Genomic DNA, 25204 nt, shown 5'->3' with positions numbered 1-25204 from the left:
AAAAGTAAAAATCTACCTAAAATATCGTTGATCATTTGAAAGAAGAAAAGAATATATCGCTAAATAATACAACAACATGCTGCTATTGTGGCGTAGGCTGTGGTATTGTGGTAAATAAAGATGTCCATGAACGGATAACTGTTGAAGGAGACAAAAACCATCCTGTAAACAAGGGCATGTTGTGCAGTAAAGGCATGAATCTTCATTACACGGCAAATGACAAAAGCGACAGGCTGCTTTACCCCGAAATGCGCTACAATAAAAACATGCCGCTCCAAAGGGTAAGCTGGGATACCGCACTAGAAAGAACAGCAGCCGTTTTCAAAGTACTGATTAAAAAACATGGACCCGATAGTGTGGCTTTTTATGCAAGCGGACAATGTTTAACGGAAGAATATTACGTTGTAAATAAATTGATTAAAGGTTTTATCGGCAGCAATAATATCGACACCAACAGCCGCTTATGTATGAGCAGTGCGGTTGTTGGTTATAAAATGAGCTTAGGGGAAGATACCGTACCCATTAGTTACGATGATATTGAGATAGCCGATTGTATTTTTGTTGCGGGCGCAAATCCAGCATGGTGCCATCCTATCCTTTGGCGCCGTGTTGAAGCCGCAAAGCAAAAAAATCCAGACCTAAAGATCATTGTAAGCGATCCGCGAAAAACGCAGACCTGCTCGCTTGCCAATGTCCATCTGCAACTCAATCCAGGCACCGATATTACCCTTCACCATGCCATTGGCAGATGTTTAATTGAAGATGGAAAAATCGACACTGATTTTATCATCAACAGCATCAATGGTTATGAAAAATACCATGCTACCGTTTTCGAAACCTCACTGGCCGAAGCAGCAGTTATTTGCGGCATCGAAGAAAGTGATATCCGCTTGGCTGCATCTTACATCGGCAATGCAAAAGGTTTTATCAGCATGTGGACTATGGGGCTTAACCAAAGTGTGGTAGGTACCAATAAAAACCTTTCATTAATTAACTTAAACCTGATTACCGGCCATATTGGCAAACCCGGGAGCGGACCATTTTCACTCACCGGGCAACCAAATGCCATGGGTGGACGAGAAGTTGGCGGTTTAAGTAATTTATTGCCTGCACACCGTGTTTTAGCTAACGAAAGCCACAGGAATGAGGTTGAGAAATTTTGGAAGATCCCATTAGGGACCATTCAATCCAAACCGGGCTTAACAGCAACAGAGATGTTCGATGAACTGAATACCGGAAAGCTCAAAGCGGTATGGATTTTATGTACTAATCCGCTGATTAGCCTGCCAGATGTTCGTGTAGCTGAAGAAGGATTAAAAAAAGCGAAGTTTGTAGTTGTTCAGGACATTAGCAACAAAGTAGAAACGCTAAAATACGCTGATGTAGTTTTACCCGCTGCTGCCTGGGTAGAAAAAGAAGGTACCATGACCAATGCGGGCCGATACATCTCCTACCTCAGCAAAGTAACAGAAGCGCCCGGAGAAGCCTTGCCAGATTCGGAGATCATCTGCCTGTTTGCAAAAAAAATGGGCTATCATGGTTTTGATTTTAAAAGCGCAGCCGAAATATACAATGAGCACGCAGCCCTCACCGAAGGCACCAATATCGATATCAGCGGACTTAATTACGAGATTTTAAAGAAAAAAAGAGCCGTTCAATGGCCCTATCCTAAACAAGAAAAAGCATTCGGAACAGCCCGGTTATTTACCGATCACCGGTTTTATACACCTGATAAAAAAGCCAATATTTTATCATTTGATGATCAAAATCAATCGGAAGCTTTAACACCAGAATATCCACTGATTTTAACCACCGGAAGAATCAGAGATCAATGGCATACCCGAAGCAAAACAGGCAAGGTAAATAAACTAAACCAGCATATTAGCGAATCTTTTTTAGAGATCAACCCAATTGATGCCGGAACCCGGAATATTAAAGACAATGACATCATCGAAATTTCCAGTTTACGTGGAAATGTTCGTGTAAAAGCAAAATTTTCGGAAGATATTAAACCCGGCGTAGTTTTTATGCCCATGCACTGGGGTAAAATCTTAAAAAGTGACTTAAACCGGGTGAATAACCTCACCAATAACCTCGTTGATCCGCAAAGCAAAGAACCCGATTTTAAATTTAGTGCTGTAGAAGTAAAATTATACCAAAAAGCCAGGCAAAAGATAATTGTTATCGGAGCTGGCGCTGGTGCCTGTGGTTTTGTTAAAAGCTATAGGGCTTTAAATAACGAAGATGATATTGAGATCTTTAGCAAAGAAAATTTCCCTTTTTACAACAGGGTGCTTCTCCCCGATTATATTATTGGCACTTTGCCCTGGCATAACCTCATTAAAATGAGTGATAGCGAGGAAACCGATTACAGAATTAAACTACACCGGGGACTAGGTATCGAAAAAATCAACAAAGAAAATAAAACAGTTACCGACAGCGATGGCCAAACCCACCATTACGATATCCTGCTTCTGGCCACTGGAAGCAGGGCTTTTGTGCTTAAAGATATCCCGGAATTAAACGGCATATTTACCATGCGCAGCCGGAATGATGCCGACAGTTTTAAAAAACATGTGGATACTACAAATGGAAAAGTAGTAATTGTTGGTGGCGGTTTATTGGGGATTGAATTGGCTACATCTTTGGCTGAAACCGGATCAAAAGTGACGATTATCCAACGGATATCGAGATTAATGGGTCGCCAGTTGGATGCATTGGGCAGCCAATTACTACACGAAGAACTGATCAGTAAAGGCATTGAGATTTTTTATAATGATGAAGTAGACCGCATTATTGGAGAGAAAAGCATTTCGGGCATCCGCTTAAAAAGCGGTTTATTAATCGATTGTGAATCTTTAGTAATTGCCATAGGCACTGTTCCGAATACCGAACTGATTAAAGAAGCAGGTATAGAATGTAAAAGAGGTGTTGTGGTTGATGAGTACCTGAGAACCAACGAAAAAGACATTTATGCCATTGGGGAAATTGCCGAATTTAAGGGTCAATTATATGGCATTACCGCAGCAGCAGAACAACAGGCTGAAATAGTAGCGCGGTTTCTCTGTGGAGATATTGCTAAATTTTACCAGGGAAGCCTACTCATGAATATCCTTAAAATGCACAGTTTAGAACTTTGTTCATTAGGCTTGGCCGAAATACCGAACAACGACCCTACTTATGAGGAAATTGTTTTTATCGATAAAGCCAAGCGCTACTATAAAAAATGTATAGTACACAACGATAAGCTGGTTGGGGCCATATTAATTGGCGATAAAAGTGATTTTTTGGAGTTCCGCAACCTGATCGAAAATAAAATGGAGCTAAGCGAAAAGCGGCTTCAATTATTAAGAAGTGGCAAAGCAACCGAACCTATTATCGGCAAAACCGTATGCAGCTGCAACAATGTTGGCGAAGGCAACCTGATCAATAAAATTAAGGATGGCTGTAAAGATCATTTGCAGCTTTGCCAGTTAACAGGTGCCGGAATGGGCTGTGGTAGTTGCAGGCCCGAGGTGAAAGCCATATTAGATTCTTTTGTAAATGTATTAAAAACGGAACCTAAGCAGGTTTTAGTAGAGAAATGATAGATTTTGGCAGTTCGTGATCCCTTGCAGTCAGTTTTAAGAAAAAGATAAAGGGGTTCTGATGACAGGTTTTTTTAGGGAGGTCGTCATTGCGAGAAGGCTTTTTCAGCCGACGAAGCAATCTTTATCATAGGTTGGAAAGATTGCTTCGTCGTTCCTCCTCGCAATGACGATCGATTTTTGAAAATTGTCATTAGTAAACAACTGGGAATTGTAATACAATAAGCTTTAAGATTCTCGCCTGCTCGGGAATGACGACAGATTGTTAAAGAATATTTAAAATTAAACAAAGTGATGAAAGTTAAACTTGGTCCTTCAGAATTTAAAAACCTTAAAGGGATTGAATATTTTAAGTTCGAAGAAGATTTTATTGAAGAAAATGTGCGTTGTATCCCGATGATTGTGCGTTTTAAAATGGATGCAGCAGGAATAAAATTAAAATTGGCTGAATGGAGCAAATTTCATCCATCAGAAAGAATCCAATTGGCCTTATTACCGGTTTCAACTCAGGAACAAACAGATAAGTACCATCAATTTCTGATTGGCCTGATTACCAAATATACAGGAAATCAAGCTACCACGCTAGCTATCGACCCGCTGCCTGATTGGGGAAACCTACATCAAATCCCTACAATGCTAAGAGAAAAGGCGACAGAATTAGCTTTGCAGCTCTCCTTAAACCAATGGCAAAAACTCACTAATATCCAAAGGTTTGCGCTTTTAAAACTATGCAGACCAGGGCACGAAAACAAAAATTTCCCAAAGGCAGTAGCAGAATTTGGACTTCTAAATAGTTAAACCATGTATCAAACTATCATCATTAACTTTCCAGGCGGCATCATATCACCAGGCAATCTGTATAACATCCTGGTTGCGGCAACAAAAGCGAGGATCCAATATGTTCGTTTTGGCCTCCGCCAACAGTTATTGATTGATACTACAACCTACAATATTGCTATATTTACAGACGAAATGGATAAGCTAGGGGTTGATTATGAAGTAGACACTAATAATTTCCCGAATATTATCAGTTCTTATCCTGCTGAAGAGATCTTTATCCGTAAAACCTGGCTTACGGAAGGGGTATACAAAGATATTTTAGATGATATTGACTTTAAACCTTCCGTTAAAGTCAATATCTGTGATAGCGATCAAAGTTTTACTCCCATGTTAACGGGTAATATCAACTGGATTGCCTCTTCGCAATCTGAACATTATTGGCATTTGATTATCCGGTTTCCAAAAACCAATGTAACTTATGAATGGAATCAGCTTTGTTACACCAACCATATTGCACAGGTTACCAAAGCGCTGGAGGGTATTATCAAAAACAATCAGTCACAGTTTGTAGATAATCCACAAGCCAACGGTGAAGAGCTCTTTGCACTTTTAGATCAAGACAATTTCATTCTTAAAACTGCCGAAAACACCGTATCCCTATCTTCGTTTAACCTGCCTTATTACGAAGGCTTAAACCGGTACAACAACAAATATTGGTTGGGCATTTATAGGCGCGATGAGTTATTCAGCATTGCTTTTTTAAAGAAACTCTGCCTGCTTTGTTTAGATACCAAACTCGGTCAGCTGTGCTGCACCTCCTGGAAAACCATTATTATAAAAGGAATTGATGAAAAAGATAAAAGTCTTTGGAATGGCCTGCTCGAAGAATTTGAGATCAATATGCGACATGCGGCCAACGAACTTAACTTTCAGGTGGAAGACAATTGTAGCGAGGGCTTAGCGTTAAAAAATTTCCTTGTTAAACATTTAAGCATTGATGATACCAGGACCTTTGGAATCTGCTTTGGCATTAAAACGCGCAAAAAAAGTGAGGTTTTCAGTAGCATCCTGATCCAGAAACGCCATTTGATTAATATATTGGGTTTAAAACTACTCCCTGTTTACGATATCCTCTGTGCGAAGGATTTTAACCCCAACGAGCGTACGGGTGAAATTTTTAGCAGGAGTAATCCTGGCTTTTTATTACCAGAACAAGTAAGGCGTTCGATATTTAAATTTTATAAATACCGTTTAAATACAATTAAAACAGGTAATCAAAAACAGCACTTTCAAACTGAAGAAACGATAAAAAAAGATGGCGAGTTTTTATACCAGTGTAACAATTGTTTAACGGTATACAACGAGCGCATAGGCGAAATTGATAATAATATTAACCCAGGTACGGCTTTTAAAGATTTACCAGAAGATTATTGTTGCGTGCTTTGTGAAGGAGAGAAAGAGGATTTTACTAAAATTGATCAATCGGCCCTGCAATTGTTATAAGTCATTTATTTCAGTATGGGAGTTAAAATTACCGAAATAACGATAATCCTGATCCTCAATGGCAATTTCGCAAACCTGTAAATTACTTAAAATGTATTTCATGCTGTGTTTGACCAAACCGTCAGTTTGAAGCAGGTGTATAATATTTTTCAAACCTTCAGCTTTATAAATCCCACATAAGGGTTCTTGCTGATCATCTTTAGTGAAAATATAAGCCTGGAAAGCGTCGTCAGTCTTAAACGAATGGATTAGCTCTTCCAGCAATTTGGTTTCCATCAACAACATATCGCAGGCTAATAAGAATAGATCTTCCTCAGGATTTGATAAGTGCGCAGAAAGCACCCCCAATAATGGTCCTTTGATATCAAGCGAAGAATCGTCAACAATCAACTGCTCATACCCAAAATAACCTGTATAGGTTTCTTGCTGCGATGGATTAACTGAAAATTTTATCGAGAGATCAAGCGAGCTTAACTTATCGCAGGCTGCTTGTGCCCATAATCTATCTTTGTGATTGAGCAAACCTTTGTCAGTGCCCATCCGTAAACTATGTCCACCACATAAAATGATTCCCAACATATAATATCAATAATTAAAAAACTATTTATGAGTTAAGCCGAGCGAAATAAATGTTTTTAAAAGACAATTAGACTACGCTCAGTCTGACCACAACGAATCTTAAAAAATTAAAATTATAAACCTTAATTATTTACTACTCAAATCTGTTAGTCCAGCCTCGTTTAAAATACCAATTTGCTTTCCTTTCACTATTATTAACTTTTCTGCTAACAGCTCGTTCATGGTCCTAAAAACGGTTTCATAAGTGGCACCGGTAAAAGCGGCCAGATCCTGACGGCTTAGTGCTAAATTTAAAAATCCTTCGGCATCTAATCCAAACTGATCTCTCAATCCTAAAATAGCCACAGCAAGCCTTCCTTTAACCGACATTAAAGCTAAATTACGCATTTTCTTTTCTGAAGCGTGCAGTTCATCAGCATAAAACATTAATAAACCGTAGGCAAATTCCTGGTTTACTTTTATGGTGGTTTTAAAAAAATCGATATTTACAAAACAAAGTTTGGTGGTTTCTAAAGCAGTTGCTGAAATTGGGTAGGTAGAAATGCTGCTGCTGATTCCCCTATGTCCAATTATGGCTCCATCATTTGCAAAACGTAAAATCAGTTCCTTATCGCCCCATTGTTTATGCACTTTTACATTACCCGAAGTAACAAAATAAACACCACTAACCGGATCGCCCTCCTTGATAATTACTTCCCCCTTTTTAGCGATAAAATTTCGTTTATGGCTTTCGATAGCAGGATGCCACTCTTTTAATGTGAGCTTGCACATAAAGCAGGTTTTAAGATCGCAGCTACTATTTTTCTTCATATTTACAAGGGATGTTGGGTAAAAGTAACAAATGATTAGATAATTTTACCTTATCGCAAACAAATTTGGCAGTTCTTCACTATTGTTGAAAATTTTATGAGAATAAAACTCATTGAATTAGAACACTTAGCATTTTTTATACGCAGGCTTTGCATAAAGGAGTTTAAAGATACATCCTCAAATCATAATTTTGTGTTATGGCAAATACAAACGTTAGAAAATCAATCCAGAATAAGATCGAATCATTAGGTAAGGAAATCGAAACTTTACAGGCAGAATTAAAAAGATGGGAAAAGATTGCAACCGATTACGAAACCAATTCAGAAAGCATAGATTTAATTTTATCGATACAATTACCAGAAAAACCTGAGCCAAAAGCTAAAAAGGTAAAATTGTAAAGCATTTTAAAAAAAGAGATGTCGCCATTGTGAGGAGGAACGACGAGGCAATCTTTCATACAGGCAATCCTTGTTATAAAGATTGCTCCATCGGCTGAAAAAGCTTTCTCGCAATGGACGATTTCTCGAGGAGATCAATATCCTCCTGTTATTCATATTAATTTTTATGCAATAAATTATCCCTTAGGATTCACAATTCTTTATTTATCTTAAGTTTCTGGCGGGGTATGCCAATCGATAAAGGTTTTTCTTTTCAACATTTTTAGATATGCATAATTTCCATTTAATTGTTTGCGCTGTTTTAGTTCGTATAAAAAATGTCCACCTAAGTCGACAATAATTTTAGCCGTAGCTAGATACCATACACTATGCGGTTGTTTCCAACAAAAAGAATATAAGTTAGAAGTGAATTTAACCCCTTGAAGTTCTGGATGGTAAAAATTAAGTATTTTTGGATGGGGTACCTCCTGTATTAGCTCCGTTTTCCTAACCATAGAAAGGTGATCGGAATGACAGAACTCATAATCCTTTAGTTTCGGATCATCCACATCAGGCAGATGCTTCAATATTTTAAAGCCTTTGAATTTTTTACCATTTAATACCCATATCAAATTTGGATAAAAAGCCTCCCTGCTGTTGAGTTCGGCAAGCGTTATCGGAGAATTTTGAAACTCGATGGTATAACCTGATGGTGTAAATATATCAGCTCTATGAATACCAGAATTGGCAGCATCATAAAAAGCAACCTCTCTAAAGGATGGAGGAAAAGCCAACTTCCAATCTCGGTGCCACACCGTTTCTTTTCGGTAATATTCCTTTTTAAGTGAAGAAACATCCGGAACAATTTCAACACGGTGGATATCTTTTCTTATTTCACTATTATCCATTCTCCTGCTGTACGATAGAAAAACAATTCATTAGGGAAACACAAATTTAAACTAAATTTTTTAGCATAAAAATTAAATCTTGCCAAAAAGAAATATATTTTGGATAATTATAAAAAAGTTAATCCTTCATGCAACTTTTTTATAATTCCTACATCTTTTACGCATACAATAGATACATGAAAAACATCCGCCGTTTCTTTTTTATAATTTTATCATTATGTGCCACTTATAGTTACGCACAAACTTCGAAAAACATTTTTAGCGAGGATTTAAAGTTCTATAAAGACAGTCTTCCTGTTAAGCACAAGAATCTTTTTGCAAAGCTTTCTAAATCAGAATTTTATGCAATGATAACGCATCTTGAAGCGCAGACAACTGGCATTTCAGCTGAAAAATTTTATATGGAAATTATGAAAATACAGGCCGCTATTGGTGATGAACACAGCACGATAATCCCTCCTTATACCACTAAATATCCAGTAAAATTTGAGCGGTTTGATGATGGGCTTGTAATCACTTCAACTGATGAAGCAAATAAGCAGCTCCTGCTTTCAAAGGTAATCCGAGTAGGTGATAAAACTTTGTCAGAAGCAGAAAAAGCTGTTTCATCTGTGATTATCTCTGGCAATACCTCTTATTTTAATATTGCTGAAGCAAGTTATCTGGCAAGTCCAAGTCTACTTTATGCATTAAATCTAAGTACCAGTCCAAACGAGCTAAAACTTGAACTTTTAAGTCCTACCGGAGAAACGTTAAAGGTAAAATTAGATGCCGTACCAAAAACCAAGCAGGTAGATATGGTATACGCACCTGTTTATGGCAGTTTACTTGCAAATACCCATAAAGAAAACTACTGGTATTTAATGGAAAATGGCAGTTTGTACTTCAATTACAACAAATGCGAAGATGACCCTAAGAAACCCTTTGAGGCCTTTAATGATAACTTATTTAAAGAGATTGAAAAGCAAAAACCTAACCGCATTATTATTGATTTAAGAATGAATGGTGGCGGGAACAGCGGAATATTAGAGCCCTTTATCGAAAAGATTAAAAATCATGATTTAAATAAAAAGGGAAAGATTTTCGTTTTGATTGGTCGGGCCACGTTTTCTTCTGCCATTATGAATGCAATTAAACTTAAAAAAGAAACCAAAGCCATTTTAGTTGGAGAAACTACCGCAGGCACCATTAACCATTATGGCGAAGTACGCGCATTTAATTTACCAAACACTAAATTACAGGTAAATTACTCTACCCAGTATTGGGAAAATTGGAAAGGGCACGATGGGCCGCTTGTACCCGATGTTAAAATCGAGAAAAATTTATCAGATTTATTAAAAGGAAATGATAAGACATTGAATTATGCAATGGAAAACTAATCTGCCATCTTAGGGCATTTTATAGCAGCCGCTAAAATTTATTTATATTGAACGTGAGAGAGATACTTGTTCAGGCTTCATTTTGTTTAGTCCAACTCATTACATAATGATAACTTTGCAGTATGACCATCCTAGAAGTACAGCAGTTAGAAGATTTTTTTGCCCAAGCCGGAAAGCAGCAGGTTCCAATTTATCTTAATCAAGCTACTATAATTACGGATTATGCTCATTTCCTGGAAAGCCATTTTATGCCGTTAAGACTCAATCCTGATGCAAAAGTGAACCTACCGCTTATACACAGGCTGAAAATATTAAAATTATTAATCGAATCAAACGGATAAGAAAACAGTGCAAAAACAATTCGATTAATTTTTTTTGAAATATTGGTCCCATTTCAAATTGCTTTCTTTAAAGTAATTTTAACAAGTATTTCTATATTGCCCTTAAAACTTAACCTGCTTTAGTTTTTAAAATAAATATTTCCAACTATATTGGGCATAATTGGTTATTCCTATACATTGCTCCTTATTATGACTAAAAATATATTTATTGCTTCGGCCGAACCCTATACCGGAAAATCAGTAATTGCTTTTGGGATGATCAACATGTTATTGGCAAAAACCCAAAAAGTAGGTTATTTTAAGCCCATTATTGCACAAGACGATCAGAATAAAAAAGATGAGCATGTAGAAGCCATGTTAGATTATTTTTCGCTCCCCGTTAACTATGAGGATGCCTTTGCTTTTACCCGGCAAGAAATGCTTCACCAATCAGAAGATAGTGGCGCAATTATCAATACCATCATCAGTAAATATAAAAAGCTCGAAGATAACTACGATTTCACCGTAATTGAAGGAAGCGATTTTTTAGGCGAAGGTATGGCATTTGAGTTCGAATCGAACGCTTTAATGGCGAAAAACTTAGGTGCACCTGTTTTAATAGTGGTATCAGGAAAGAATAAAACAGCAAGTCAGCTTTTTAAATCAGCCATCAATATCTACCGTAACTTCCTGCTGCGCGATGTACAGGTATTGGGTGTAGTGGCCAATATGGTAAACCCGGAGGAGGCAGAGCGTATTAAACAAGCTTTAACCAATCAATTGCCGGCAGAATTACTTATTGCTGTGATTCCAACCGAAACTGGCTTACAAAGTCCAACAATGAAAGAAATTACATTAGCTCTTAGTGGCGAGGTACTCTTCGGTGCTGAACTGATGGATAATCAGGTTGATAATTTTGTAACCGGGGCCATGATGCTGCCTAATTTTTTAAGGCACATTAAAGATAACCTCCTTATTGTTACCCCAGGTGATCGAGGCGATATTATCATTGGTGCACTCCAAGCTAATTTATCAGCCAATTACCCAAAAATAGCAGGTATTGTTTTAACAGCAGGTAGTTTACCCGATGAACCGATTATTAAATTGATTGAAGGTTTACAAACCATTATCCCCATCATTGCAGTACAAAAAGGAACTTTTGAAACCACTACAACTATTGGCAGCATCCATTCAAAAATCACGATAGAAAACAAGAAAAAAATTGCGCTAGCCATAGAACTTTTCGAAAAGTATGTAGATATAAAAGCGCTTGATGATAAAATCATCACCTTCAGCTACCAGGGTATTACACCTCATATGTTTCAATATCAATTGGTTAAATGGGCCAAACGAGATAAAAAACATATCGTTTTACCGGAGGGAAATGACGAACGTATTCTAAAAGCTGTTGAAAAACTCATTACTCAAGATATTGTAGATATTACACTCTTAGGCGATCCGGTCGAAATTACCAATAGCATTAAAAGACTTGGTTTAAATTTAGATGCCAATGCCTTAAAAATACACAACCCAGCACATTCGGCACATTACAACAATTATGTAGATACCTTGCATGAATTGCGCAAAACCAAGAATGTTAACCTGGAAATGGCCAGAGATATGATGACCGATGTTTCTTATTTCGGTACCATGATGGTTTATAAAGGTGATGCAGATGGAATGGTTTCGGGTGCCGTACATACCACGCAACATACCATCAGACCAGCTTTGCAGTTTGTTAAAACCAAACCCGGGGTATCTGTAGTTTCTTCTATTTTCTTTATGTGCTTGCCGGAGCGTGTAGCCATATTTGGCGATTGCGCGGTTAACCCCAATCCTACTGCCCAACAACTAGCCGAAATAGCTATTTCCTCTGCAGAAAGCAGTGCCAAATTCGGCATTGAGCCGCGTATTGCCATGTTATCTTATTCTTCTGGTACATCAGGCGAAGGTGAAGATGTTGAACGTGTAAGAGAAGCCACTGCCATAGTTAAAGCACGGCATCCAGCATTAAAAATTGAAGGTCCCATACAATACGATGCTGCTGTAGATCCACTAGTGGGTAAACAAAAACTGCCGGGATCTGAGGTGGCAGGTAGAGCAAGTGTACTGATTTTCCCCGATTTAAATACCGGTAACAATACCTACAAAGCAGTACAACGAGAAACCGGGGCATTGGCCATTGGCCCGATGTTGCAGGGATTAAACAAACCGATAAACGATTTGAGCCGCGGTTGTACTGTAGATGATATTTTTAACACCGTTGTTATTACAGCAATTCAATGCCAGGATATTTAATATGAACATTTTAGTAATCAACTCAGGAAGCAGTTCCTTAAAATACCAAGTTTTTAAAATGCCCGAAAAATCACCGGTTTGTAGTGGGCTGGTAGAACGGATTGGCATTGAGGGCTCTTTTATAAAACATACGGTTTATACCAATAATAAAAAACACAGTATAGAAGAAACAAGTTTTATTGCTAACCATGGAGAAGCATTAAAACAGGTTTTGGCATTATTAACCGAGGGAGAATACGCAGTAATCGCGAGTCCTGATGATATTGCTGCTGTAGGTCATCGTGTAGTGCATGGCGGTGAACATTTTTCTGGTCCAACAATTATTACAGACGATGTGAAACATCAGATCAAAAAGCTGTTTTCACTTGCGCCATTGCATAACCCCGTTAATTATAAGTGTATTGAAGTGGCTGAGCAGACTTTTGTAAATGCTAAACAAATTGCCGTATTCGATACAGCATTTCATCAAACTATACCAGAACAGGCTTATCGTTATGCCATTCCAGAATGGTATTATAAAGAGCAAGGCATTAGGGTATACGGATTTCATGGCACCAGCCATAAATATGTAAGCGAACAGGCGATTAATTGGCTAGACAAAAAAGACACCAAAATAATCAGCATTCACTTAGGAAATGGCTGCAGTATAACGGCTATTAAAAATGGCAAATCGATAGATACCAGTATGGGCTTTGGGCCATTAAGTGGATTAATGATGGGCACACGTTCTGGAGATATAGATCCATCGGTTATTTTCCATTTAATGGAGCATTCTGGATATACGCTAGAACAGCTGAGTGCCTTGCTTAACAAACAATCTGGACTTTTGGGTGTAGGTGGCTCGAGTGATATGCGCGATATCAGAAAAATGGTAAACGAAGGAAATGCAGCTGCAGCTTTAGCCATTAACCTATATGCTTATAGGATTAAAAAATTTATTGGTGCCTACGCGGCTGTTTTGAACGGTATTGACGCCATTATATTTACTGCAGGTGTTGGCGAAAACGATAGCAACATGCGCGAAGCGGTATGTTCAGACCTGAATTATCTGGGCATTGAACTAGATCCAGACCTAAATACAGCCTATAAAGGTGAACTAAAGGAGATTAACACAGCAGATTCAAAGGTTAAGATATTGGTTATTCCTACTAATGAGGAATACGAAATTGCCCATCAATGTTTTGGGCTTATAGACTAGCTGCAAAACTTCCGAAGTTTGCACTATGGCCTTTGCGCTTTGCCAGCTTCGGAAGTGTAACCAGGGCTTAATACGTTTCTAAAATAGACAGAATATTACCGGCAGGATCTCTAAACCAGGCAATATTAGGTCCTCCATTTCCACGAGAGATGCCTTTACTGTCTGTTTTGAGATGTTCTTCGTTGTAAATTTCGAACTTTATTCCCTTGTCCATAAGTTCGTCGGCGGCCTGATCTATATTTTCGACAGGAAAATTAAGCACTGTAAAAGTTGCCGGAACATGATTTGGCTTTGGATAAAGCAATACATTTACGGAACCAGAAATAACCAATTCAATCACGCTCATTGGGTTATCTTTAACTTCGATACCCAATACGCCCTGATAAAAATCTTTTGCTTTCTGTACATCATCTACAGAAAACGAGCTGAATGCTTTTGAGTTTTGTAACATAGGTCTTTTTTTTTTAATCAAATTTCCATGAGAACGAACAGTTAAATTTAGCTGATAAAGGCAGTAGTAACCGGCTGCATAAGCGGCAAAGTACAGGCCCAAACGAGACAATTTTCTTTAGCTTTTCCAGGCGCCCAATAAACGTCTGATAACTACAATTTCGGCAATGTGGTAGGCATTATGATCGGCAATCTGTAAAGCTTCGCGTAATATACTTTGTCCATCGCCATGCGGAATTGGTGCATACAAATCTGAAGTATCTAACAAAGCAATAAATTCTTTCAAATCAGCATCAATCTGCTTTATTGTATTGTTCCAGGTTTGTTCATCTTTAGGTGCCAGTTCTTTAGGCCAGTATTCCTCGGGCCATTTTGGCGATTGATGCAATCCATCCTTACTAAATTTGAGCATATCCCACTGGGCTATTTTGATATGCGCTACCAATTGCCAAATGCTGTAAGGCAAATTGTGTGGCTTTTCACCTAAAAGGTTAAAGGGTAAATTGGCAACTGCATTGTTAAACCCCACATGTGCTCCACCCCCATTTAATAATTTTTTAAGTTCTGTAACCAGTATCGATGTTTGATTTTCCATAATAACATGAACAAATTGTATAAACTTAACAAACGTGATTCTCATAGGTTTGTATAAAATTCAATTTCAGGGCAGCATTTATTTTTTTAATGGACAATTCTCTTAATTTTGGGCATGAACCTATCTTTTCCGATCCTCGCAACATATACCTATCTTAATACTGCTAATTCAGGCATTTTATCTACCAATCTGGCCGAATGGAGAACTAAACATGATCAAGACTTTATTGCCGGAGGAAGTATTTTCAGAATGGAAAATCTGCCCATCATTACCGACGTCAGAAATAACATTGCTAAACATTTCAATTCAAAACCAGAGAACACCTACCTGGTTCAGAATTTCTCTGTCGGTTTTAATACTTTATTGGGCGGATTAGACAAAAACCATCGTTTTCTATTATTGGAGGAGGATTATCCATCAGTGAGTTATCCTGTAATCAGTATGGGTTTCGAATACTGTAGCATAGCCATTGACGAAAATTTAGAAGAAAACATCATTAGTGCCATTCAAAAATTTAAACCTACCATATTGGCATTTAGCATGGTGCAATACATTAGTGGACTAAGGATGGATGATGAATTTATCCAGAAACTAAAAACCACATATCCTAATCTTTTACTAATCGGTGATGGCACCCAGTTTTTAGGTACAACCAAGTTTAATTTTGAAAAATCAGGCATGGATGCTTTGATTGGAAGTGGTTACAAATGGCTTTTAGCTGGATATGGAAACGGTTACGCATTTCTTTCCGATCAGATGAAAGATGCCATTTACAATAAAAACAAACTGGCCGAATTACCGACAGCGCCTTTTTTAAAGGGCAAAGACCATTTATCGATGTGCTTCGAACCCGGGCATTTAGACACTTTAAATTTTGGGACATTAAACGAAAGTTTAAATTATCTTAATTCAATTGGCTTCGATTGGATTGAAAAAACCGCACAGGCGATTTCCAACAAAGCCAGGCTGGAATTAAATTCGAGGGGATTAATTGCAGATTGGACATTGGAACGAAAATATCAATCTACCATTATGAGCATGCGATTGGATCAAAAAATGGTCGACAAAATTGCTGCAGCTAAAATCCTTTGCTCACCAAGAGGAGCAGGTACGAGGATTTCCTTTCACTATTATAACACAGAAGAAGATTTAAATCAATTGCTCCAGGTTTTGGATAACCATAGCTAATCTACCTTCCAAACGGCATCTACAAAATATTGATGCTGATCGAAGAAACGATGAAGGGGTTTAAATCCTGTTTTTTCTGCAAGCCGATCGATATCACCAACCGAATACTTTTGTGATATTTCCATGAAAACATATTCGTTTTCTGCAAAATGAATGGCATTTTGTCCAATATTAACAATTTGTTTTTTTAAACTGATGAGGTAACTTTTACAGGCACCGGATGCGGGATCGTAACTGGCATAATGTTCAAAATTATTTAGGTCGAAATTGCCATCCAATTCTTTATTAATGCGATGAAGCAAATTAAGGTTAAACGATCTGGTAATTCCACCTTTGTCATTATATGCAGAAAGGATCTGTTGCGGATTTTTTTTAAGATCAAATCCAATTATTAATAAATCCTTAGGGGAAAGCAGTTTTTTTAATGATGAGCAAAATTTTCCGGCATCTGTTATGCTCATGTTTCCAATATTTGCCCCCATAAAAAGCACCACTTTTCTACGATTAGATTGTTCTGTAGCCTTTTTTAGCATATCAAAATAATCGCCATTTAAACCTTTCATATTCAGTCCGGGAAGTTTTTTAGGCAAATTTTCTTCCAGATCTGAAATCACATGTGCAGAAATATCAATCGGGAAATAATTAAATTCCAACTGATTATGCATTAATGATTTGAGCAAGTGAATGGATTTTGTTGCATCGCCGGCGCCAAGTTCAATTAAATCAAAATTGCTTCCATCGGCAGATATCGCCTGAGAGATCTGGTCTGCCTGGTATTGCAGAATTTCCATTTCGGCGTTGGTTAAATAATATTCCTCCATTTCCATAATCTGCTGAAAAATACGGTCTCCGGTAGCATCGTAAAAATACTTGGAAAGCATAAATTTTGGTTCAGACCGTAAGCCTGCTAAGGTTTCATTAAGGAACTGTGTTTTATTGTCTGTTGCTGTTTCAATAGTGGTGGTGGTCATATTTATACTATTTTGCTAATCGGATGCCTGTATATTGCCACCTTAAATGTGGGTGGAAGAAATTTCTATATGTAATGCGCGAATGATTTTCGGGGGTGGCAATTGATGCGCCACGAAGCACTTTCTGATTAACCATAAACTTTCCATTATACTCACCAATGGCACCTGGCGCCTTACTAAACCCAGGAAATGGCAAATAAGCACTTTCGGTCCACTCCCATCGTTCGCCCCAATTAAAGTGCTCTGCTGCTATTTCCCATTCAAATTCTGTCGGTAAACGCATGCCTTTCCAGCTTGCGAAAGCATAAGCTTCGTAATAACTGATGTGGCTTGCCGGTGCAGTTAAATCAATAGGTAAAAGGCCAGCTAAAGTATAATTAAACCATTTTCCGTCAATTAAATACCAGTACATGGGTGAAACAATATTATTGTTTTTCACCCAGTCCCATCCTTCGGCATGCCAGTAATTAAAGTTTTTATATCCCCCTGCATTAATGAATTCGATAAACGCTGCATTACTAACCAATGTTTTACTGATTGAAAAATCGTGCAGGTAAACTTTATGCCTGTTTAATTCATTATCAAAACTAAAACCTTCCCCATCATAACCAATCTCATAAACACCTTCAGAAATATTGATAAAATCGGTCTCTTGTTTATTTATAGCTAAAACTTCTTTTCTAGCTTTCGAATAGACGGGAAAAAGTGGGTTGTTTCCTAAAATGTACTTAATATCAGTAAGTAACAGTTCCTGGTGTTGCTGTTCGTGGTTAAAACCTAAAATCAACAGTTCGGTTGCCTCATTCGTTACCGAAGCAGATAAAAATTTCACCATGGCTTCATCCACATAGGCCCTATACTGGTAAATCTCATTTACACCAGGTCGACTTAAATTACCACGATCTGTACGAATTACCCGATTACCAACAGTTTCATAATAACTATTAAAAACGAAGTTATATTCCTCATTATATACCTGATAATTAACGGAAAAAGGCTTTAATATAAAGGTTTCGAAGAACCAGGTGGTATGCCCCAAATGCCACTTCGGTGGGCTAACATCTACAATTGGCTGGACTACATAGTCTTCTGTTTGCAGCGGTTCACAAATTTGTTCGGAGTATTTCCTAATTTGCAAGTATTCTTCTACCAGTGTCATTAATTTTTATCTAGATAGTTTTTAAGATCTGTGATGGTATTAACATTCAGATCTTTTGATTGTTTTTGCCGCATCATCAAAGCATAAGAATTATTAAAACCTATTGGTTTAAGCCATTTGATCTTAAACTTTTTTTCAAATTCAGTGTAGACATAATCATAAGTTTTATCTTTATCATGTGCCATTTCCTTCGCAATTTTTGGGTCGGGCTGTAATAAAACCAGTAAGCCTGTTCCGGTATATTCGGGATAAAAATCGATCTGATCATTCATCAGTGCATCGAAACAGATTTTTGTTCCACCAAGTCCTGTTTTTGTTGATACTTCATAATCTGTATTTCCTTTAATCAGCATGCTGTACATTTCGGCCAATATATATTGTTCACCAAAAATCTTCGATCCTATCCTTACCATACCCTTGTGTCCATTATTAGGTGCTTTGTACAAACCATTACTAATGAGAAAATCTTTTGCTACACGTTCCGGAGTTTGGTGCAAATAATCGGTCCTATAATTAAGGTCGGTCATAACCGAATCAGTAATTTTACCGGCAAGTAAATTCAAGGTTTCTGCTAACAAAGGAAATTGCTTCAATGCAGTATTTCTAACTATTGGTGCAGCATAGTACGGCGGAAAAATACTTTTATCGTCTTTTAAAATTTTCAGATCGAAAGCTTTTAAACGGCCATCAGTAGAATAACCGCTAATTACATCCAATTCTTTCGAAAAAGCGGCCTTGTACATTATCGCATCACTAATTACTATAGTATGAATTTTCAAGCCATAGGTAGATTTCAATCCAAGATCACCGTCTTGCCTGCCCATAAATTCGGGTGTAAATCCAGCAGTTAAGGTAGAACCATAAGCTGATGGAAGAGCATAAAATCCACTCAATATTATTATTACAAAGGGTAAAATATATAACATTTTTCTCAGCTTCTTAAAATCCATTTTCTGAACCAGGGAAAGTAGCGCATCAAGAATAATGGCTAATAACGCAGCAGGAATAGCACCAGCTAAGATCATATTGGTGTTATTGAGCGAGATTCCTCCAAAAATAAACTCTCCTAATCCGCCTGCTGCAATAAAAGAGGCCAAGGTGGCTACCCCAACATTGATAACCGTTGCCGTACGGATGCCTGCCAAAATAATGGGCATAGCTAAAGGCAATTCTACTTTTAATAGTACCTGGCTCTTGCTCATCCCCATTGCTCTGGCCGCTTCTTTAACATGCTGATCGATGCCAATAATGCCTGTATAAGTATTTCGGATAATTGGTAATAAGGCATAAATGAGCAGTGCTACAATAGCAGGTTTTGCACCAATCCCTAAAACTGGGATCATAAAACCCAATAAGGCAATACTTGGAATTGTTTGAAGTACACCAGCAATTCCTAAAACCGTTCCAGAGAGTTTTCTTTTTCTGGCTATCAATATACCTAGTGGTAAGCCGATAGCAATGGCAAAAAGTAAGGAAATAAAGGTTAAACCAACATGTTGCATGGTTTGAGTAAACAATTTATCAGATTGCTCGAACATAAACTGCCATAAAGTTTGCTGGTGCTCATTCATGTGCCTGTGTATTTTGAAATTCGTTAAATCCTTTGGTTAACTGTTCGAAATTAACTGATTTGCGTTCATTATTTGCTCCAGAAACCAGAAGTTGGCTCCTATCAGAACTTCGCAGCAATTCCATCGCATCCCATATATTCAAATCATCAGACAGGCTTTTTCCGTCTTGTAGTGTTCCTTTAGGTAAATAAGACCAAATATCCTGTAGATTAACTACTTTAAATTCTAAGGCTAGTCTTTGTCCGGCTAAAAACTTCCTTGCAAAATCATTTATCGGGCGATAAAGCAATTCTTTTGGTGTTCCAATCTGGATAATTTTTCCCCTATCCATTAAGCAAATACGATCTGCCAATTCAAAAGCTTCCTGAACATCATGTGTAACCATCGCAATGGTTTTCCTCTTTAACTCTTCTAATCCCTTAAACTCTTTTTGGATACTGGTTCGCGTTACATTGTCTAAAGCACCGAATGGTTCATCCATTAACAATACAGCAGGATCTGCAACCAAAGCACGGGCAAGACCTACACGCTGCTGTTGCCCACCACTCAACTCATGCGGAAACATGGATAAGCTATTTTCGGGAAGGTGGAGCTTTTTAATCAACTCTTGTGTTCTGGTTTTAATTTTTTCCTTATCCCATTTCAAAAGCTTCGGTACAACGGCAATATTCTCTGCAACAGTATAATGAGGAAAAAGGCCTATATTCTGCATCACATAGCCAACTCCTGTTCGTAAAGTATCAGGATCCTGATTGGTGATAGCCTCTCCATTGATCAAAATCTGTCCCTCATCAGGTTCAATTAACCGGTTGATCATTTTTAGAGTAGTAGTTTTGCCACAGCCACTAGTACCCAGTAACACCAGTGTTTCCTTTTCGTCTACTTTAAAAGAGACCAGGTTTACCGCTTGGGTATCGCCAAATTTCTTACTTACCTCTTTTAATTCGATCATAATTATTTATCGAGATTCATAAATAGATTATTTAACGACTCGGAATAAGTTGGGTGCGCAAATACACAGTATCTGATCCGGTCATAGGTAATATCACCCTCCATTGCCATTTGCAGAACAGACATGATTTCTCCGCCTTCCGATGCCAGGACAGCGGCACCCAGAATCTTTTTACTATCGGCATCAACAATTGCTTTCATCAGCCCTAAAGTTTCGTTTGTTTCGATACCGCGCGCAACATACGACATCAGCAGAACGGCAACTTTATAATTTAATTTCTTTTCCTTAGCTTCTTTTTCAGAAATACCTATACGCCCAAGCTGAGGATCGGTAAACATGCAGTATGGCACCGGCCGGTCGTGAATAGTATAATTTGTGTCTTCTATTAGGTTTCTGTAAACGATAGCATAATCGTTATAAGCAATATGTGTAAATGCGGGGCCGCCTTTTACATCACCAAGCGCATAAACCCCTTTAATATTGGTTTCCAGCTTTTCATCAACAAGAATGTGCCCCTTATCATCCAATTTTATACCGCAGTTTTCAAGGCCCAAATCTGCAGTTTGAGGCGTACGGCCTGTAGCTACCAGTATATGACTCGCTGTTATTTCTTTCCAGGTTTTCCCTGATGTCAGCGTAATGTTAATGTGTTTTTTATCCTGCGCTATTTTATTGATTTTAACATCAGTGATCAGTTCGATCTTTTCGTCAGTTAAAATTTCAGTAAGCGCTGATGAGATATCCTGATCTTCTTTAGCCAATATGCCTGATGATTTTTCCAAAACGGTTATTTTACTGCCAAATCGATTAAACATTTGCCCAAACTCAAGCCCAATGTAATTTCCACCAATAACCACTAAGTGCTCTGGAACTGTTTCAAGATCTAAAATTGTTGTCGATGTAAGATAATTAATTTCTGCTAATCCTTCAATATCCGGCGCAGCGGTTTTTGCACCAGTATTAATAAAAATCCATTCGGCAGTTACTTTTTTTTCGCTACCATTGTTGAGTGAAATGGTCAGTTCTTTTTTATCGCTAAATCTGGCTGTTCCAAATATAAGTTCAAGGCCTTTAGTATTTTTAAGGCCTTTTTCAGATGATGACCTGAACTGGTTGACGATATCGTCTTTCCGTTGTTTTATCTTTTCAAAATTAATTTTAATCGCTCCAACTTCTACGCCCAATTCAGTTGCTTTTCTGGCCTGATATACTGCCCTTGCCGATGCGATCATTGCCTTTGTTGGTGTACAGCCATCATTAATACATGTACCGCCAACATATCTTTTTTCAATAATCGCCGTTTTTTTACCTGCTTCGGCAAGTCTTTTAGCCAGAGGTGTTCCTGCCTGCCCTGCGCCTATAATTATTGCGTCGTAGTGTTCCATAGATTTCCTGGTTAAAAGAATTTGTTTTGTCTTGAAAGGTATAACCTAAATATTAGCCCAATGTTTGGTTAATACTTATTTAATGCTATGCTCAGTTGAACTATTACAAGTTCGAATAAAAAAGTTACAAACTATATTTAAAAAGCGACGTTAAATAATTATAGACATTTAATTGACAAACACAAACCAGTTCAATATGCATACCCAAGCTACAGAAAACACGAACCTAACTGTTTATATCCAGGATGATATTTCTATTGAAGATAAAAGAGAAATTTTATTAAACAGTTTGTTAGACGATCTGAATAGTCAAACAGAGTCTTTTAATTAATAATAATTGTTTCTTACTTTTTAGACTAAACCCTGACCATTAATAAGTTAAGAAAGTTAAGGTTATTTTAATTTTGGTTTTGTCAGGTGAAATTTGAAACCTTATTAACGTATTTTTTAATGCCCTTAATCTCTTAATGGTGGAGAAAGTATCTGGCATTAAAACGAATAACTAAAAAAGAAAAGGGCAAACAAATTAATGCTTACCCTTTTCAAATCTAAATTAACGCTCTCGCGACAAAAGTATAAATTCTTCTTAAACCCGTATGTAACAAATTCAGTTACAAAAGGCTTAAATATTAGTGCACAATCTGCTGTGCCCTCCTCAGATTATCTGTAGTTTGCAAAATCTTATCTTTTAGTTTTGGATTATAGCCGGGATGTGATTTCAAGAAATCGAGTACAACGGCATTTGCTTCTTTGCTGTTATAACCCGTAAATATAGCGGCTAACCATGATTGTGGGAAAAATATATCTCCTGTTTTCTGTATTTCTATCAATAAATCTAAGCTTTCTTTCAGGTAACGAATTGATGTTTTTTGCCTGATGGGGTGATGCAAATAAGATAAAGCCGTAGTTACCCAAGCTTCTTTCTGGCGGTTATTACGTTCTTTCAAACCATTAAAGAAATGATCTCTTTCCTTAACATCTAAAGATAATGCGGGCATTAAATAAATCAACCTATTTTTACGGTCTTCATTTTTGGTGCGTGCTAACTGATCTTTTAAGATCGTGTTTGTAGTATCTGTTTTAAGTACCAATGTTAAAGCAAGCGCGCTGTAATCATCTTCTAACAATTTAATTCCATTTGGCGCAGTTTGCTTAAGCCAGATATTATACATGCGTTTCGCGGCATCGGCACTCAGATACACATTTTGATAAGCATTGAACAAAATTTTCTTGTTATTTTGCATTTGTTGTTGCTCCATTGCAGTCCATATTGTTTTCTCCATACTTTCATACATGGCATTCCGTACATTAGCGGCAAGAAAAGTCCAGTAAATATTAGTAAGGTACCCCGTAATCAGCCTAAGGTTCATCTCATTTTTCTCAACAACTAATCCCTGTAAAAATATATCTAAAAGTTCTTTAGGCTTATTGCTTTTACCCGAAAGCATATTTTCATAGGCATTGATATAAGCCGATGCCCGTTCTAACGGATCAGCAATATGATAAAGATTTGCCATCGCAACCTTATCAATCGGGAAAAGGCCATATCCGGCACCGTTTGCATTAAATAGAATATACTGTGGTTTTGGAAAGCCCCTTGCTTCTATTAAATCGGTTTTAGCACTCTTGGCATTTACCACCAAAATCTTACTATAGCTAGGGTAAACAAGCTTAACTGTAAAAGTTTGTGGCCAAACCCGGGTTTCTCCCATCTCACCATTTTGGTTTAAACTTAAATCGCTTATTTTATCGCCATTGTATTTAACATTGTAACTAAAAACTGGCCTTCCTGGCTCATTTACCCAAACTTTATTCCAACTCAGGAGATCACTTTTACTGTATTTACTTAAAATAGCAATCAGATCATTCCATGTTGCGTTGCCATAACTGTATTTTTTCAGATACTCCCTTATTCCCTGCTGAAAATTCTGTTTACCCATCAATAGTTCCAATTGGCGCATCATAATCGGTGCCTTATGGTAAATGATATTTCCATACATAGATCCGGCCTCCTGTAAGTTATCCAATTGCTGGCGAATGGGATTAGCACCTAGTGTTCTATCTACACCATAAGCTGCCGGATAATGATCTTGTAAAAACTTAAGATCGAAAGTATTTTTGCCCATTAACTTCTCCGTTACCTTATCGGCCATAAAATTGGCAAAAACCTCTTTCATCCAAACATCATTAAACCACTTCATGGTTACCAGATCGCCAAACCACATATGTGCTGTTTCATGCGAAATTAGGTTTGAACGTGAAATGAACTGATCTTTAGTTGCACCCTGATCTAAAAACAATGCTGACGCTTTATATTGTACCTCGCCAGGGTGCTCCATACCGCCAAACTGAAAATCCGGAATACTGACGAAACCTATTTTCTGAAAGGGATATTTTATCGCTGTCCAGTCTTCCAAAAAATCGATGGCATCGCGATGTGCTACAAAAACAGAATCTACGCTGAGCTTAATTTTAGCAGAATCAGTTTCGCGGTGCAGAAATTCCATTTTATTATTTTTCATCTCCCAATTTACAAGGGTGTATTTTCCGGCAGTGAAGGAAAATAAATAAGTGGGTAGTTTATCCGAATTATTGAAATGATAGGTAGTTGAATTCCCTTGCATAAGCGAATCTTTTTTAACCGCATTAGCCATTACTTTCCAATCAGTTGGCACGGTTAACGAAAGTAAAAAATTAGCCTTTAAATCGGGCTGATCAAAGCAGGGGAATACCGTTCTGGCATGATCAGGAACAAAGAGTGCATATAAAAAATCTTTATTTCTGTTTAGCGATTCGTTACCAGCTATAAAGTCGATTTCTATATGGTTATTCCCCACCTTTAAATAATCCTGTTTTACCAAGATATGTTCCACTTTAAAATCGATAGGTAAAGCTTTTCCATTAACCGATACCCGTTTTAAATGATCGGCATTTTGCTTAAAGTCTATCTGTAGGTAAATTAAATTATTCAACTTAAAATCAACACTTTCAGTTGATTGAATTGGAGCTGTCTGCTCTACTGGAATGGTAAAATGAAGCTGATATTGAATATTACTTATGGCGGCACTTCTGGAGTTTGCCAGCGCAAGAGAAACTCCGGGTTCAATGGCTACGGGACTTGTATGCTGTTGCGCAAAACAGGTTGCACTCAATAATTGCAAAAAGTAAAAGTATTTGGTAATCCTATTCATTTT

The 25204-nt window shown here is 37.6% G+C and carries 21 protein-coding genes; 10 read left to right on the top strand and 11 right to left on the bottom strand.

Annotated elements, in window-relative coordinates; genetic code table 11:
* Positions 1–35 precede the first annotated feature (35 nt).
* The 3 genes from HDC90_RS14510 to HDC90_RS14500 all read left to right on the top strand — a co-directional run bounded on the left by HDC90_RS14510 (position 36) and on the right by HDC90_RS14500 (position 5870).
* Positions 36–3587: a nitrate reductase gene (locus HDC90_RS14510; RefSeq protein ID WP_184467556.1), complete on the top strand. Its 3552-nt coding sequence runs from the start codon at positions 36–38 to the stop codon at positions 3585–3587.
* A 294-nt stretch (positions 3588–3881) separates the two neighbouring features.
* Complete coding sequence (locus HDC90_RS14505; RefSeq protein ID WP_184467554.1) at positions 3882–4385, top strand: nitrate reductase associated protein; 504 nt, start codon at positions 3882–3884, stop codon at positions 4383–4385.
* Positions 4386–4388: 3 nt separating this feature from the next.
* The gene (locus tag HDC90_RS14500) at positions 4389–5870 is read left to right on the top strand and encodes a rubredoxin (protein ID WP_184467552.1); all 1482 of its coding nucleotides are present in this window, start codon (positions 4389–4391) and stop codon (positions 5868–5870) included.
* Here HDC90_RS14500 and HDC90_RS14495 read toward each other — a convergent pair.
* Both HDC90_RS14495 and HDC90_RS14490 read right to left on the bottom strand, forming a co-directional pair.
* Positions 5865–6449, bottom strand: a complete 585-nt coding sequence (locus tag HDC90_RS14495) for a molybdenum cofactor guanylyltransferase (RefSeq protein WP_184467550.1) — start codon at positions 6447–6449, stop codon at positions 5865–5867. The two genes, HDC90_RS14500 and HDC90_RS14495, sit on opposite strands and share 6 nt — an antisense overlap.
* Before the next feature lie 126 nt (positions 6450–6575).
* On the bottom strand, positions 6576–7220 hold the full coding sequence (locus HDC90_RS14490) for a Crp/Fnr family transcriptional regulator (protein ID WP_255497670.1): 645 nt from the start codon (positions 7218–7220) through the stop codon (positions 6576–6578).
* A 236-nt stretch (positions 7221–7456) separates the two neighbouring features.
* Between HDC90_RS14490 and HDC90_RS14485 the strand changes: the two genes are divergently transcribed.
* On the top strand, positions 7457–7657 hold the full coding sequence (locus HDC90_RS14485) for a hypothetical protein (protein WP_184467546.1): 201 nt from the start codon (positions 7457–7459) through the stop codon (positions 7655–7657).
* Positions 7658–7866: 209 nt separating this feature from the next.
* Here HDC90_RS14485 and HDC90_RS14480 read toward each other — a convergent pair whose 3' ends face one another.
* On the bottom strand, positions 7867–8544 hold the full coding sequence (locus tag HDC90_RS14480; RefSeq protein WP_221451856.1) for a competence protein: 678 nt from the start codon (positions 8542–8544) through the stop codon (positions 7867–7869).
* A 176-nt stretch (positions 8545–8720) separates the two neighbouring features.
* Here HDC90_RS14480 and HDC90_RS14475 point away from each other — a divergent pair, with 176 nt between their 5' ends.
* From HDC90_RS14475 to HDC90_RS14460, 4 genes are all read left to right on the top strand, one after another.
* Positions 8721–9923: a S41 family peptidase gene (locus HDC90_RS14475; RefSeq protein ID WP_184467543.1), complete on the top strand. Its 1203-nt coding sequence runs from the start codon at positions 8721–8723 to the stop codon at positions 9921–9923.
* A gap of 122 nt (positions 9924–10045) precedes the next feature.
* On the top strand, positions 10046–10264 hold the full coding sequence (locus tag HDC90_RS14470; protein ID WP_184467541.1) for a hypothetical protein: 219 nt from the start codon (positions 10046–10048) through the stop codon (positions 10262–10264).
* 189 nt (positions 10265–10453) lie between these two features.
* The gene (pta, locus tag HDC90_RS14465) at positions 10454–12541 is read left to right on the top strand and encodes a phosphate acetyltransferase (protein WP_184467539.1); all 2088 of its coding nucleotides are present in this window, start codon (positions 10454–10456) and stop codon (positions 12539–12541) included.
* Between the two features lies 1 nt (position 12542).
* Positions 12543–13739 (top strand): acetate/propionate family kinase, encoded by a 1197-nt coding sequence (locus HDC90_RS14460; RefSeq protein ID WP_184467537.1) that lies wholly within the window; start codon positions 12543–12545, stop codon positions 13737–13739.
* Between the two features lie 67 nt (positions 13740–13806).
* Here the strand turns inward: HDC90_RS14460 and HDC90_RS14455 are convergent, their stop codons facing one another.
* The gene (locus tag HDC90_RS14455) at positions 13807–14190 is read right to left on the bottom strand and encodes a VOC family protein (RefSeq protein WP_184467536.1); all 384 of its coding nucleotides are present in this window, start codon (positions 14188–14190) and stop codon (positions 13807–13809) included.
* A gap of 117 nt (positions 14191–14307) precedes the next feature.
* A complete protein-coding gene (locus HDC90_RS14450) occupies positions 14308–14784 on the bottom strand; it encodes a DinB family protein (protein WP_184467534.1) in 477 nt (158 codons plus the stop codon).
* A gap of 114 nt (positions 14785–14898) precedes the next feature.
* Here HDC90_RS14450 and HDC90_RS14445 point away from each other — a divergent pair, with 114 nt between their 5' ends.
* Entirely contained in the window at positions 14899–15972 is a 1074-nt protein-coding gene (locus HDC90_RS14445; protein WP_184467532.1) for an aminotransferase class V-fold PLP-dependent enzyme, read from the top strand.
* Here the strand turns inward: HDC90_RS14445 and HDC90_RS14440 are convergent.
* From HDC90_RS14440 to HDC90_RS14420, 5 genes are read right to left on the bottom strand one after another with little or no spacing between them, the layout of a single operon-like run.
* Positions 15969–16943 (bottom strand): L-histidine N(alpha)-methyltransferase, encoded by a 975-nt coding sequence (locus HDC90_RS14440; protein WP_184467530.1) that lies wholly within the window; start codon positions 16941–16943, stop codon positions 15969–15971. The two genes, HDC90_RS14445 and HDC90_RS14440, sit on opposite strands and share 4 nt — an antisense overlap.
* Positions 16944–16950: 7 nt before the next feature.
* Entirely contained in the window at positions 16951–18102 is a 1152-nt protein-coding gene (gene egtB, locus HDC90_RS14435; protein WP_184467528.1) for an ergothioneine biosynthesis protein EgtB, read from the bottom strand.
* Positions 18102–19673, bottom strand: a complete 1572-nt coding sequence (locus tag HDC90_RS14430) for an ABC transporter permease/substrate-binding protein (RefSeq protein ID WP_184467526.1) — start codon at positions 19671–19673, stop codon at positions 18102–18104. The genes egtB and HDC90_RS14430 overlap by 1 nt, the downstream gene beginning before the upstream one ends.
* Positions 19666–20625 carry an ABC transporter ATP-binding protein gene (locus HDC90_RS14425; protein ID WP_184467524.1) on the bottom strand — a complete coding sequence of 320 codons (960 nt, stop codon included), beginning with the start codon at positions 20623–20625 and terminating at the stop codon, positions 19666–19668. Before HDC90_RS14425 ends, HDC90_RS14430 begins: the two co-directional genes overlap by 8 nt.
* 2 nt (positions 20626–20627) lie before the next feature.
* The gene (locus tag HDC90_RS14420; protein ID WP_184467522.1) at positions 20628–22010 is read right to left on the bottom strand and encodes a mercuric reductase; all 1383 of its coding nucleotides are present in this window, start codon (positions 22008–22010) and stop codon (positions 20628–20630) included.
* Positions 22011–22206: 196 nt separating this feature from the next.
* Between HDC90_RS14420 and HDC90_RS25545 the strand changes: the two genes are divergently transcribed.
* A complete protein-coding gene (locus tag HDC90_RS25545) occupies positions 22207–22341 on the top strand; it encodes a hypothetical protein (protein ID WP_255497669.1) in 135 nt (44 codons plus the stop codon).
* Positions 22342–22639: 298 nt separating this feature from the next.
* On the opposite strand, the gene HDC90_RS14415 is transcribed toward HDC90_RS25545, so the two are convergent.
* Positions 22640–25201, bottom strand: coding sequence for a M1 family aminopeptidase (locus HDC90_RS14415; protein WP_184467520.1), 2562 nt, complete (start codon positions 25199–25201; stop codon positions 22640–22642).
* Positions 25202–25204: the final 3 nt, after the last annotated feature.

Origin of the sequence: Pedobacter sp. AK013, from assembly GCF_014205835.1 — a bacterium.
GTDB lineage: Bacteria > Bacteroidota > Bacteroidia > Sphingobacteriales > Sphingobacteriaceae > Pedobacter.
This window is presented reverse-complemented; position numbering and strand designations above follow the sequence as displayed.

Excerpts from the sequence above, each read along its gene's own strand:
- HDC90_RS14445 (WP_184467532.1), top strand. The coding sequence starts at position 14,899 with ATGAACCTATCTTTTCCGATCCTCGCAACATATACCTATCTTAATACT.
- HDC90_RS14420 (WP_184467522.1), bottom strand. The coding sequence starts at position 22,010 with ATGGAACACTACGACGCAATAATTATAGGCGCAGGGCAGGCAGGAACA.
- HDC90_RS14440 (WP_184467530.1), bottom strand. The coding sequence starts at position 16,943 with ATGACCACCACCACTATTGAAACAGCAACAGACAATAAAACACAGTTC.
- HDC90_RS14490 (WP_255497670.1), bottom strand. The coding sequence starts at position 7,220 with ATGTGCAAGCTCACATTAAAAGAGTGGCATCCTGCTATCGAAAGCCAT.
- egtB (WP_184467528.1), bottom strand. The coding sequence starts at position 18,102 with ATGACACTGGTAGAAGAATACTTGCAAATTAGGAAATACTCCGAACAA.
- HDC90_RS14475 (WP_184467543.1), top strand. The coding sequence starts at position 8,721 with ATGAAAAACATCCGCCGTTTCTTTTTTATAATTTTATCATTATGTGCC.
- HDC90_RS14485 (WP_184467546.1), top strand. The coding sequence starts at position 7,457 with ATGGCAAATACAAACGTTAGAAAATCAATCCAGAATAAGATCGAATCA.
- pta (WP_184467539.1), top strand. The coding sequence starts at position 10,454 with ATGACTAAAAATATATTTATTGCTTCGGCCGAACCCTATACCGGAAAA.
- HDC90_RS14500 (WP_184467552.1), top strand. The coding sequence starts at position 4,389 with ATGTATCAAACTATCATCATTAACTTTCCAGGCGGCATCATATCACCA.
- HDC90_RS14495 (WP_184467550.1), bottom strand. The coding sequence starts at position 6,449 with ATGTTGGGAATCATTTTATGTGGTGGACATAGTTTACGGATGGGCACT.
- HDC90_RS14450 (WP_184467534.1), bottom strand. The coding sequence starts at position 14,784 with ATGGAAAATCAAACATCGATACTGGTTACAGAACTTAAAAAATTATTA.
- HDC90_RS14415 (WP_184467520.1), bottom strand. The coding sequence starts at position 25,201 with ATGAATAGGATTACCAAATACTTTTACTTTTTGCAATTATTGAGTGCA.
- HDC90_RS14460 (WP_184467537.1), top strand. The coding sequence starts at position 12,543 with ATGAACATTTTAGTAATCAACTCAGGAAGCAGTTCCTTAAAATACCAA.
- HDC90_RS25545 (WP_255497669.1), top strand. The coding sequence starts at position 22,207 with ATGCATACCCAAGCTACAGAAAACACGAACCTAACTGTTTATATCCAG.
- HDC90_RS14430 (WP_184467526.1), bottom strand. The coding sequence starts at position 19,673 with ATGAATGAGCACCAGCAAACTTTATGGCAGTTTATGTTCGAGCAATCT.
- HDC90_RS14425 (WP_184467524.1), bottom strand. The coding sequence starts at position 20,625 with ATGATCGAATTAAAAGAGGTAAGTAAGAAATTTGGCGATACCCAAGCG.
- HDC90_RS14455 (WP_184467536.1), bottom strand. The coding sequence starts at position 14,190 with ATGTTACAAAACTCAAAAGCATTCAGCTCGTTTTCTGTAGATGATGTA.
- HDC90_RS14470 (WP_184467541.1), top strand. The coding sequence starts at position 10,046 with ATGACCATCCTAGAAGTACAGCAGTTAGAAGATTTTTTTGCCCAAGCC.
- HDC90_RS14505 (WP_184467554.1), top strand. The coding sequence starts at position 3,882 with ATGAAAGTTAAACTTGGTCCTTCAGAATTTAAAAACCTTAAAGGGATT.
- HDC90_RS14480 (WP_221451856.1), bottom strand. The coding sequence starts at position 8,544 with ATGGATAATAGTGAAATAAGAAAAGATATCCACCGTGTTGAAATTGTT.